Raw genomic sequence first — 11,687 nt, forward strand, 5'->3', positions numbered from 1 at the left:
CCGGTCGTTGGCCCGTCGCAGCGGTCCGGCGTTCCGCGCGGCTCCGATCCGCGTCCGCGTCCCCGCCACTGCCGCGAACCTCGGCCCGGGCTTCGACGCGCTCGGCCTCGCCCTCGCGTTGTACGACGACGTCGTCGTGCACGTCACGGACGAGCCGGGACTGTCGGTCGACGTCGCCGGCATGGGTGCGGCCAGCGTGCCCCGCAACGCGCGGCATCTCGTCGTATGGTCCATGCGAGCGACCTTCAAGCGGCTCGGCGGTGCTCCGCCCGGACTGGAAGTGGTGTGCGCCAACCGCATCCCGCACGGGCGCGGCCTGGGTTCCTCGGCTGCGGCGATCGTCGCCGGCGTGGTCGCGGCCCGCTCCCTCGTGGTCGGCGGCAAGGACCGGCTCGACGACGACGAAGCACTGGCGCTGGCCGCGTCACTCGAAGGACATCCCGACAACGTCGCGGCCTGCCTGTGCGGCGGCCTGACGATCGCCTGGACCGAGGGCGACCGTGCAGAGGCGGTGTCGGTGCCGGTCGACCGCTCGATCGCGCCGGTTGCGTTCGTGCCCGGGTCGAGCTCGCCGACGAAGGCGGCCCGGCGGATGCTCCCGGACGCCGTACCGCACGCCGACGCCGCCAGCAACGCCGGTCGCGCGGCGCTGCTGGTCGAGGCGATGCGGTCGCGGCCCGAGCTGCTGATGGCGGCCACCGAGGACGCCCTGCACCAGCGCTACCGGGCGCCGGTCATGCCGCGCACCGCCGCGCTGGTCGGCGAGCTTCGGGCCGCGGGAATCCCGGCCGTGGTGTCCGGTGCCGGGCCCACCGTTCTTGCGCTGACAACCGCCGAAACCCGTGCGGGGGCAATGGAGTTCGCCCGGCGGGGCTGGAGCGCGCTCGCCCTCGACGTCAGCCTCGAGGGCGCTCAGGCCGCAACCCAGGCGGGAGGGTCGTCACCGCGGGTGTAGACCGCCGACACGCGGGAACAAACCAGTTCAGCGATTTGTTGGCACGAACAGCCGCTTCCTACTACGCTATGTACAGCGACAAGCCGCCCCAACGGGGGCGCGGTCCTCGCGATCAGCGCACCGATCCAGATGACGTCCTCACGTGAGGCAGTTGTTATCTGATCGTGTTGCGACCCCGCAGGCTGGATCCGCGGGTGCCCTGCGAGTGAACCCCTCCCGGGAAGTGGCTCCACATACGTCCGCCGCACAGGCGGACCCCGGTGCCGCCGGGCCGAGATCGGACGGCCGCACCGCACCGTAAGGAAGGATCATTGGTGAGCGAATCTCACGACGAGTCCGGCGCGGGCACTTTGACCGCTGCCGAGGGCTCGACCCCCAGCACTTCCGAGTCGGCCAACGGCTCGAGCGGCGCCCGCCGCCGGTCCGCCGGCCTGTCCGCCAAGCTGCTGCCCGAGCTGCAGCAGCTCGCGGGTGACCTCGGAATCTCCGGTACGGCGAAGCTGCGCAAGAACCAGCTGATCGAGGCCATCCAGGCCGCCCAGTCCGGCGCCGGTGCGCCGTCGACCGGCGCCGCCTCGGCCAACGGTCACGCGGGCACGCGCGCTCCCGAGAAGAGCCGGACGCACAACAACCGGCCGGCCGCCGATGGCGCCGGCGACTCCGGTGGCGAGGCCGCCGAGGACGGCGGGCGCGGCGAGCGTCAGGGCCGCGAGGACCGCAGCCGGGACAACTCCGGTCGCGAGAGCTCCGGCCGTGACAACCAGGGCCGCGACGGCCGTGACAACCAGAGCCGCGACAACTCAGGTCGCGACAACCAGGGCCGCGACAACTCCCAGCGCGACCGCGGCGACCGCCAGCGCAGCGGCCAGTCGCAGGGCAACCAGGGCAACCAGGGCAACCGCAACCAGAACCAAGGCAACGGCCCGCGCGACCATCGCGACGACGAGGACTACGGCGGCGGCCGCGGCCGGCGTGGCCGATTCCGCGAGCGCAACCGCGGTCGTGGCGGCCGTGACCGCTTCGGCCAGAGTGACGCCGAGCCGGTCATTGCCGAGGACGACGTACTCGTCCCGGTCGCCGGCATCATCGACATCCTCGACAACTACGCGTTCGTCCGTACCGGTGGTTATCTCTCCGGGCCCGACGACGTCTACGTGTCGCTGTCCCAGGTACGCCGCAACGGCCTGCGCAAGGGTGACGCGGTCACCGGCGCGGTCCGCCAGCCTCGCGAGGGCGAGCGGCGGGAGAAGTTCAACGCGCTCGTCCGGCTCGACACCGTCAACGGCGTCGACCCCGAGGAGGCGAAGAAGCGCCCCGAGTTCTCGAAGCTGGTGCCGTTGTACCCGCAGGAGCGGCTGCGCCTCGAGACCGAGCCGAACGTTGTCACGACCCGGGTCATCGATCTGGTCGCGCCAATCGGCAAGGGCCAGCGTGGCCTGATCGTCTCGCCGCCGAAGGCCGGCAAGACGATGGTGCTGCAGGCGATCGCGAACGCGATCACCACCAACAACCCTGAGGTCCACCTCATGGTCGTGCTCGTCGACGAGCGGCCTGAGGAGGTCACCGACATGCAGCGTTCGGTGAAGGGTGAGGTCATCGCCTCGACCTTCGACCGGCCGCCGACGGACCACACGACGGTCGCCGAGCTGTCGATCGAACGCGCGAAGCGCCTGGTCGAGCTCGGCCACGACGTCGTCGTACTGCTCGACTCGATCACCCGGCTCGGCCGCGCCTACAACCTGGCGGCTCCCGCCAGCGGCCGGATCCTGTCCGGTGGTGTCGACTCGACCGCGCTCTATCCGCCGAAGCGCTTCCTCGGCGCGGCCCGCAACATCGAGGACGGCGGCTCGCTGACCATCCTCGCGACCGCGCTGGTCGAGACCGGGTCCACGATGGACACGGTGATCTTCGAGGAGTTCAAGGGCACCGGCAACATGGAGCTCAAGCTCGACCGCAAGCTCGCGGACAAGCGGATCTTCCCGGCGGTCGACATCGACCCGTCCGGCACCCGCAAGGAGGAGATCCTCCTCGCGCCGGAGGAGCTGCAGATCGTCTGGAAGCTGCGCCGGGTGCTGCACGCGCTCGAGTCGCAGCAGGCGATGGAGTTGCTGCTGTCGAAGATCAAGGAGACCTCGAGCAACTACGAGTTCCTCCTGCAGGTCCAGAAGACGACCAGCGACTAGGAATGCACCGAGGCCAGGCCGCGTTGACGCGTCTGGCACACTGAACTGCCGGTTCCGGTTCCCGTCCGCGACAAGCGGGCGACCCGGCGGCCAAAGGCGACAGGAGCAGAAGTGAAACCCGATATCCACCCGCAGTACGTCGAGACCACCGTGACGTGCACCTGCGGCAACACCTTTACCACCCGCAGCACCGCGAAGAACGGCGTGATCCACGCCGACGTGTGCTCGGCCTGCCACCCCTTCTACACCGGCAAGCAGAAGATCCTCGACACCGGCGGCCGCGTCGCCCGCTTCGAGCAGAGGTACGCGAAGAAGTCCAAGTAGCGCTTCGCTCGACCAACGCGGCTGCAAACGAAGGTGGCGAATTACGCCGTACTGCGCGTGGATCCGCTTTGCGAAGCGGTTGATTCCGGGCGAGCGCGCCGGGGGCTAGGTTGGGGTGGTGTTCGTCACCAACCATGTGTTGCTTGGCGCGATTGTGGGAGCGGCCGCGCCCCAACACCCATTCGCGACATTCGGGCTTGGCGTGGTCAGCCACTACGTGCTAGATGCCGTGCCACATTGGGGCGTCGACGCCGACTCCGGTAAATTCCTCCGCTACGCGGTAGTTGACGGGCTGATAGGCCTGGCCGCGATGGGCTACCTAGCGGGAGTTGCTCCAAGAGACGAGAGGTGCAGCGTGGTGCTGGCAATGTTCGGCGCCGCCGCGCCCGATCTAGATAAGCCCTCCAGGCTGGTGTTCGGTCGCTCACCATTTCCAAGTTCCATCGACCGGTTTCACGGCCGGCTTCAGCGAGAGTCTTCACGCGGCCTATGGAGGGAGGCGCTAGTAGGTCTTGTCCTAACGACGTGTGTCGGGATGTCAAGGCATCGTGGCAGTCAGCCCGCCGGCAATCCGTCTCCATCGAGGCCCGCGTTGCCGCGCGGTCGAGGGGCCGATCGGACACGCTTCAACCACGACTGGCTACTTTTATCAGCCTTTGCACAGCGCTAGTCATTGCAAGCGACAGCGGATCGTGGCCTGAGATGGCCGAGTTGCGGCCAATGTTGTGCGAGGCCTGCAACCGTCTGAGGAGTTCACGCCCCGTCTGCGTTGGCAACGACGCTCTCGGCCCGGCCAAGAGAGCGGGGATCGTGACCCGAGCCGACGTCGGGCAGCACGACTGGGCGCGATCCCTGTCTCGGAATTGCGGCCTCGCGGACGTAGATGAAGTCGACGGCCGAACGACGGCGCTCCCGCACGATTGTGCGGAGCACCCGTAGCCCGTCGCGCCAGGCCCTGAGATTGCTGGCTCCGGACAGGCGCTTGTATTCGATGCTTGGCACCTCGACTATCCGCGCACCCGTTCGCGCGACGCGAATGTTCATGAGGGTTTCGATTTCAAACCCATCGCCCCACACAGGCTCACCAGCCTCGCCGACGGGCACGCCGATGGCTGGTACGAGATCGCGCCAGAAGGCGTTGTATCCGTAGCACAAGTCGGTGAAGCGGATCGCAAAGAGCGTCTTCACCAGCGCGTTCAGGAAGCTGTTCCCCATCCTGCGGACTCTCGTAATGTCGTGCGAGTAGCCCCCAGCGACGAATCGACTGCCCTTGGCGAAATCCGCGCCGTTCCTCAGCGCGGATACGAAGTCTGGGATTTCGGCAGGGTCAGTCGACCCATCGCAATCGAGCATTACCACGATGTCACCGCGGGCCGCCGCGAAGCCGCATGCGAGGGCGTTTCCCTTGCCCCGCCGATTCTGCAGTATCACTCGGACGTCTGGTCTGCAGCGTCGGGCGACCTCGACGGTGTCGTCCACCGAATGGCCATCGACGAGGATGACCTCGAGAACCCACGCTGGGATTGCGCCGAAGACTTGCTGGAGGTTTCTGCCCTCGTTCAATGCTGGAACGACGACGCTCACTGTGGGTGTCAGGTAGCTCTCTTCGAGGCAAGCCAGCGTTCGGTCGGGGGGAGTCCCCATAAGGCCCTCTCTGGTGCGGTAGCGCGGAGGGGCCGGTTTCGCCTCTGCTCCCCGCCGAACCTAGGCGACCATCTCGCCCGGCGGATCGTCACTCCCCGTGTGCGAATGAAAGTATCCATCACCGATGCATGCCTTGGTGGGCGTTTCGCCAGATTGCCCCGGAAAGCGAGGCCTCAACTAGATTGCGCCGTTCCTGTGAGGCGGTGAGGCCGACCACCGCGGCGGGTCCTACGTCACCTCGCTCGTCCGCGGGCACAACCACGTCACTCGAATGGCCTAGTGATCGCGGCCGTCGTGGGCCGAGGGCCTACGTATGGGCGTAACCAATCGCGCACAGGGAGACCTGAACCGGGTATCGAGGGGCGGTGCACGAGGATCGGCAGCAGGCGCCCTGTTTGCGTCACGAAGCGGCATCGCGCGCTATAGGCCATCGCCGCGTCTGTACTCGCTGATGTTCGTAGCGCTTTTGGGCGCTATTTCTGGGATTCTTCCTGGCGCTGCGGGCTCGCCTGCCACACATGGGCGATCGAACACCAGCGCGATTGCCGTGCGCGTGCGCGGAAATGAGCTCGTGGATTCAGCTGGGCGTCCCGTTCGACTCCTGGGCGTTGATGCGACGGGCACCGAAGATGCGTGTGTGCTGAATAGCCGTACTGTGTCGTGGGGGCGCGACAACAGCGCGGAGGCAGGCCATATCGCTTCTTGGGGAGCGAACGCAGTCCGCGTGCCGCTCAACGAGGACTGCTGGCTCGGGATCAACCGCGCCCCCGACGACTACACGGCCGCCTACTACAGAGCATCGGTGAAGCGTTGGGTACACAACCTCAATGCTGCCGGCCTCCTCGCGATTCTCGATCTTCATTGGTCGGCGCCGGGCAGGTTCAGGGCCACCCAGCAGTGGCCCATGCCAGATTTCGGCCACTCGATTCGCTTTTGGACGAGCGTGGCGACCATGTTCGCCTCAACCCCCGGAGTGCTGTTCGATCTCTTCAACGAACCCTATGTAGGCAAGAGCCGGCCCACAACTCGCGACTGGCAGTGTTGGAGGGACGGCTGCACGAAACGCTTCGACGTGTGCACGACAACCCCCGGAATCCCGAAGTGCAGGGCGGTTCGGTACCGGGCGGCCGGAATGCAGCAGCTCCTACTGGCGGTGCGAGCCGTTGGCGCGCGGCAGCCTGTGCTCGTGGGCGGTTTGAACTGGGCCCAGGATCCGTGCGGTATCAAAGACAACGATGGCAATGGCGGGCGCTGTATGTGGCTTCGATACGCGCCGACCGATCCGCTCAGCCAGCTTGCTGTCAGTCTGCACACCTACAACTGGGGGGCGTGCACGACACCATCATGTTGGAGGGCGAGCGTGCTGCCAGCGGCCCGGCGAGTGCCAGTCGTCACGAGCGAGTTCGGCGAGCGAAACTGCGGTAGCACTTTTGATGCCAAGTTCATGACATGGGCCGATGCGCATGAGATCTCCTACCTTGCATGGTCCTGGCAGCCACTCTCGCGATCGGCGCGTTGCAGCGACAACAATCTCGCCTTGCTCTCGAATTGGGACGGATCGCCCAACAGGACGCCGTCCGCGGGGGCTGCTATTCGGCGGCATCTTCTGGAACTAGCTCGACATGCCAGGCACTAGCCTCGCGCACCGGGCAAGAGCCTGCGTGCGCCCAGTCGGCCTAACCCGCTCCGTGGACCAGCACACGCGCGGCCGAGACCGCTTAGGCGCGAGCCGATCGTCCTACGCGCCGTTCAGTGCGTACCCGAACAACTCGAAGTCGCATTCGTAGACCTTCGCAAGATACACACGATCACTCAGCGCGATCTCTGGCGAGTCGGTCGACCCTTTGGAGGCGTTTCGCATTGCGAGCGTAGCGCCAGTGATGTGGAGGGTCTTGAGCAGTGCCTCTACATCGGTGTTCAGTTGCTCGAAGCGACCGACGTAGTCGACTTCGAGACGGCCTGACTCATCAGCGAGATACTTGGCCTGAGGCCACATCGCCATGTCTTCAAGGGCGAGGGGATGACGGATGAAGTCAGAGAACGCTTGGGCCTGCTGGTAGGCGCGCATGGCGGGCCAAAGTCTGGGATCGCCGCCTCGACGCCCAATCGGGCTCCAGTACCAGACGGCTCGTATCCCAGGGTGTTGGCGCTCCCTCGACATGCGTGCGATATATGAGTAGACCGAATACGCACGACTGTAGGGGTGTCGAACGAATCCAACCTTGGCATATGTAGACCAGCGAGCTGCGGTCATGGCGGCTTTGATCTCAGACGCCGTAGCGTGCTTGCCCAGTTGGTAGAGTTGTCTGTCGCCAGACGTTATGAGCATGCGCCGCCATCCCTGGAAGTCGTTCTCTACCAACACGTCCTTCACTCCGACGAAGGGCGCGATCGCGCGCACGATCGCGTCGCCGGCCGTTTTCGGCACGTGCACAAAGATGAAGCGGTTTTCGTGTGAAACGATCATGATGTCCTCCGGGCGAGCCCGCTCGACCATCGGATGGGTGCCTCGTCACCCGGCATTCTCGTGTTCTCGGTTGGCGTCGCTGACTCGGCGGACAGAACACCGCCTCGCCGAAGGCGCAAGAGCCGCACCGCCCCCCAGACGCCGAAGCCTGCGCCAAGGGCTGCTCTCAGCGCGAGCCACAGTCCGAATGTGGGCACGGCTACTGCGCCGGCAGCACCTAACGCCGTGAACAGAATCGTGATTGCCGTTGCGCTGTCGGGGCCCGGCAGTTGTGTCCGCTTGCGCGCCACGCGGGCGGAGCCCCACCACAACACTCCGTAAGCCACCAGCGTCGCCAGGGCGGAACCCGTGATGCCGATTGATGGCACCAGTACGAGGTTCAGAAGGAGACACGCCAGCGCGGCCGATGCGGAGGCGGCCGCTAGGGCTGACGTTTGCTTGAACCACAAGAGAACTCGCATGTTCGCGCAGTATCCGGCGAACGGAACTGCCGCAAGCGCGATGATCGCCACAACGTCGGTCAGCTTGTACGCGCGATAGCTGACGGGAACGTAGAAGCGAAGAACCACCGGAGCTGCAAGCGTCATCGCGAGGCACAACGGGAGAAGTAGACGGAAGACCCCATCTCGCAGATGCGCTAGAACGCGCCAGCGGACCTGGTCGTCGCGGATCGCGAACAGTCGCGGCTCCCATGAGAGGTCCACTGCGCCAAGCAACATAACCAACATGCAGGCGGCGTTGTACGTAACCTGGTAACGGGCCATGGCGCTCTGCCCTAGGTCGTTGAAGATTATGAGCCGCCCGCTCGCGTTCAATAAGAATGCGGCGAGCGTGTGCGGAACGAGGGGCACCCCGTACCGAAGGGCTGCGGTCGACCTGCGCAGGCGTCGAACTCCGCGCAGTCGAGGGGTGACGAACGCTAGTCCCACGCAGACAGCTGCTGCTTGCCCGATCGCGAGGCCTAATACGTACGAACGCGCCGTGGCCCCTTGGGCGAGGACCATCGCAACACCGCACAGTTGCGTACCGAGAGCCTGGATGCAGCTGGTTGCTGCGAAGGGACCGAGCCTGTCCTGCGCCCGTAGGAGTGCCAATTGCACGCGGTTGAATGCCGCTAGGCCCGCCCAAGCTATGGTCAGCCTCAGCATTCCCGCGCTGAAGCCAAGGAGACCTGACCACGCGCTGGCCGTAGCAATCAATATCAACGCGGCGGAAGTCACGAGCAATAAGGCGACCGCAAGGAGTTCGCGCGCCGCGTCCGGGCCTCCATCCTCAACGTAGAAACGTTGAGTCGCGAAGTCCAACCCGAATGTGACAACCGCTGCCAGGACCGGCATCAGCACGATCGAGGCCGCCGCCGTTCCGAAACTCCGTGCGCCCAGAAGTCGAGTAACGACAGGCGTGCTCAAGACAGCCGCAGCCGGCTGAAACGCCCAGACAGCAACATAGAGAGACCCGCGGCCGAACAGTGCACTAACTGTTTCGCTGATCTCGACGTCTGCTGCGCTAGACGGTACTTCGTTGACCATCATCCGCGTCGGCCCGCGCTAGTCATGTGGCGTAGACGCGCCGCATGAGGCCCCGCCGCAAAGACGAAAGAGTTCTGCACTGTTGGTCTTGCTGACTAGGCGCCACTGCCCAGATGCGCCGATCTGGCCTGCGAAACGCCAGTACTCCGCAAGTGTGGCCAGTCCGACTTGGTCCATCGCAATCGCTGGCTCGGTCGCGACCAGCACGTAGACGCCCGCATCGCCTTTGCTCGTCGCTTGGTGCGACATGGAGTGGGGCCAGAATCGGCGGTAACTAGCGGCTGCGTTGAACTGATTGGGGCGACTACCGTCCGCGACGCTTGCGTAGTATTTGTACGTGAACTCGGAGTAGTTTGCGCCGGCCATGAGTGGCGCGAAGCTGTACCCGATGACGTAGAGCGTGGAGCCAGATGTGGCGGTCGCATCAAACGCGCGCACGGCCTGCACGTCTCCCGGCCGAACGGTGCGCATGTAGTCCAGGCCTAGCTCAGCGAACGCATATGGCGCGAACAGTGCGGCTGCAAGCGCTGCTGCTGGAGCTCCCCTGAACCATCTCCGACGGAGGGTCGCACCCGCCGCCAGTATGCAAAGCCACGGTAATGCAAAGAGAACGACTCTGAATATTCCTTCATTCCCGTACCCATTCGCGAAAAGCAGGCCTACACCACTTGCGGCACAAACGGCGATCGCAAGGGTCTTTCGATCGCGATTCTGGATCAGCGACACTAAGGCGAGTAGCCCGAGAAGTAATGCATCGCCGCCCATGGCAGCCGAATTAACCCGAATGAGTTCGTCCTTATGGAAACCCGGCGAAGCATAGCCCTGCGGCAGCACATTGCTGAAGATCCGACCGAGCTGCGCGACATTCAGGTACGGGCGTATGTCATTCCAGTTCACCGCAGCCCACGCAGCAGCAGGGGCAAATGTGGCCAATGGAATCAACCTTGAGCGGATGAGCCCGAAGACTGCGAGGGCAACCAGCGCCGCCGTGATCAAATAGGGGCTCAACGGGTGTGTGACGGCGACGCCAAGGGACAATCCCAGGATTAGCACCCAGTCGCCAGGGCGCGGTTGGTCCTCTAGGTCGCCATAACTTAGCGCGAAGATTCCAAGCGCAAGGATATAGCCGGCAGACTGAGGCGAGAAGTAGTCCTGCCCGATGGTGTTACCGACCACAAATAAGAGAGCGGCCGCCCATGCCCGCTGCCTATTCCCCAGCACTCGCCGCGCAAGTTCGTAGAGCACAAAGAGTGTGCCTACGTCTGCGACAGGCGGCCACCAACGCGCGACCCCCATGATGTTTGAGACGCCGATTGCATGGCACGCCCAGCCCACGCCCGCGAAGAGGCCGGGCCAAGCCTGGTAAAGGTCTATGTGGCGATCTACTGAACCGTGCCGCATGACGTAGAGGGTTACGCCGACATGTTTAACCGCCCACGATGTATGCGGCTCGGAGTAAGCGAGGGCCGTTGAGAGAGGTATAACTAGAGCGACGGCAGTGACGGGCACCCCGGGGATGGTCCGCATTCTGATCGCCCAGACCGCGCAGCAGACTAGAAGTGCGGCTCCCACGTACCAGGCCGGAGAGACTGCTCCAAAGAACCCCGAGGCTCGCTCGGGGGCAAAGTCGTAGAGCGCCGACGCTGACAGGGCCACAGTGGATAGGCCGATTGCCGAGCCGATGCCAATCGCAAGCGCGCCGACGTGAGCGGACACCGCACTTCTGAGGCCAGCGGGCGACCACCTGAGCATTCGTGGCGAGCGCGTGGCGGGTTGGCCACGCCGCGCTAGGTGACTTGTTAACAAGTAGATGTGCTGACAGGCCGTGAGCGCTACCAATGAGGCAAACAGCGGCGTGCCAAAGCGCCAGAGGCGCAAGGTAACTAGGGCGAAGCCGACGAGGGCACAGGCCGCAACTCCGAGCGGCGCGGCAATCGTCAGCGACGAGCGTCGACTAGAGGTTAGAGACGACGCCGCGGACCCGACACCGAAGATGGCGTATAGCAGAAGGCTCGTATGGGTGGCGGCGCTGGAGCGGACGATTTCTCCCACCGCCGCCGACACAAGCAGGACCAAAGATGTTGCGTTTCCAAGCGAGTCCCCAGTTGCTGACGAAGGTTGGTCTGCGTGGAGCCCGATCCACCTGCTTGCGCGCGGGGCGGCGTGAGCGCCTGTGCGGTGTAGTCGTTCGCGATGCTGGGAGCCATCCAACTCCGCCCGACCTACCAGCGCATCGGAGTTACTCGTCGCGTCCGTTGTGTCTACCCTCATCGCGCTCGTCTCTTACACCTGAGCCGAACGAACGCTGCGTCGCGACTGGAGGGCGACATCGAGGCGCCCAATCAGATTCCCTAAGCCAGCGAGCGTCGTGCCGGCGACGATTGCTACAGCCCTCAGGGCTGCGGTGCCATCGCCGAGCACCGCTGCCCGTACCTCCCTAACCAATGCCTTGGTGAGGTGGCGCGCTACGAATGTGAGCTCCGCCTCTAGGCTGGCGGCATCGCCAAGCGACTCAAAGGTCTCAACTTTGCGTCGGTTCACGTGGAAGCATCTGGAGCGAAAGTAGCGCCAGGAGACTCGCTCTG

The 11,687-nt window shown here is 65.0% G+C and carries 8 protein-coding genes; 4 read left to right on the plus strand and 4 right to left on the minus strand.

Going from position 1 to position 11,687, the window contains the following annotated elements:
- Positions 1-7: 7 nt before the first annotated feature.
- The 3 genes from thrB (at position 8) to rpmE (ending at position 3,462) form a co-directional block, all read left to right on the plus strand.
- Positions 8-955 carry a homoserine kinase gene (gene thrB, locus VME70_08070; GenBank protein HTW20149.1) on the plus strand — a complete coding sequence of 316 codons (948 nt, stop codon included), beginning with the start codon at positions 8-10 and terminating at the stop codon, positions 953-955.
- Between the two features lie 431 nt (positions 956-1,386).
- Positions 1,387-3,138 (plus strand): transcription termination factor Rho, encoded by a 1,752-nt coding sequence (gene rho / locus VME70_08075; GenBank protein ID HTW20150.1) that lies wholly within the window; start codon positions 1,387-1,389, stop codon positions 3,136-3,138.
- 111 nt (positions 3,139-3,249) lie between these two features.
- A complete protein-coding gene (gene rpmE, locus VME70_08080; protein HTW20151.1) occupies positions 3,250-3,462 on the plus strand; it encodes a 50S ribosomal protein L31 in 213 nt (70 codons plus the stop codon).
- Positions 3,463-4,215: 753 nt separating this feature from the next.
- Here the strand turns inward: rpmE and VME70_08085 are convergent.
- Entirely contained in the window at positions 4,216-5,106 is an 891-nt protein-coding gene (locus VME70_08085; protein ID HTW20152.1) for a glycosyltransferase, read from the minus strand.
- A 451-nt stretch (positions 5,107-5,557) separates the two neighbouring features.
- Between VME70_08085 and VME70_08090 the strand changes: the two genes are divergently transcribed.
- On the plus strand, positions 5,558-6,742 hold the full coding sequence (locus tag VME70_08090) for a cellulase family glycosylhydrolase (protein HTW20153.1): 1,185 nt from the start codon (positions 5,558-5,560) through the stop codon (positions 6,740-6,742).
- A 102-nt stretch (positions 6,743-6,844) separates the two neighbouring features.
- Here the strand turns inward: VME70_08090 and VME70_08095 are convergent, their stop codons facing one another.
- From VME70_08095 to VME70_08105, 3 genes are read right to left on the minus strand one after another with little or no spacing between them, the layout of a single operon-like run.
- Entirely contained in the window at positions 6,845-7,603 is a 759-nt protein-coding gene (locus VME70_08095) for a sulfotransferase family 2 domain-containing protein (GenBank protein HTW20154.1), read from the minus strand.
- Complete coding sequence (locus tag VME70_08100; GenBank protein HTW20155.1) at positions 7,570-9,105, minus strand: polysaccharide biosynthesis C-terminal domain-containing protein; 1,536 nt, start codon at positions 9,103-9,105, stop codon at positions 7,570-7,572. The genes VME70_08095 and VME70_08100 overlap by 34 nt, the downstream gene beginning before the upstream one ends.
- A 15-nt stretch (positions 9,106-9,120) precedes the next feature.
- Complete coding sequence (locus VME70_08105; protein HTW20156.1) at positions 9,121-10,347, minus strand: hypothetical protein; 1,227 nt, start codon at positions 10,345-10,347, stop codon at positions 9,121-9,123.
- Between the last annotated feature and the right edge of the window lie 1,340 nt (positions 10,348-11,687).

It is taken from the genome of Mycobacteriales bacterium (genome assembly GCA_035504215.1).
Taxonomy (GTDB): domain Bacteria; phylum Actinomycetota; class Actinomycetes; order JAFAQI01; family JAFAQI01; genus DATAUK01.

Excerpts from the sequence above, each read along its gene's own strand:
- VME70_08085 (HTW20152.1), bottom strand. The coding sequence starts at position 5,106 with ATGGGGACTCCCCCCGACCGAACGCTGGCTTGCCTCGAAGAGAGCTAC.
- VME70_08090 (HTW20153.1), top strand. The coding sequence starts at position 5,558 with ATGTTCGTAGCGCTTTTGGGCGCTATTTCTGGGATTCTTCCTGGCGCT.
- VME70_08095 (HTW20154.1), bottom strand. The coding sequence starts at position 7,603 with ATGGTCGAGCGGGCTCGCCCGGAGGACATCATGATCGTTTCACACGAA.
- VME70_08100 (HTW20155.1), bottom strand. The coding sequence starts at position 9,105 with ATGATGGTCAACGAAGTACCGTCTAGCGCAGCAGACGTCGAGATCAGC.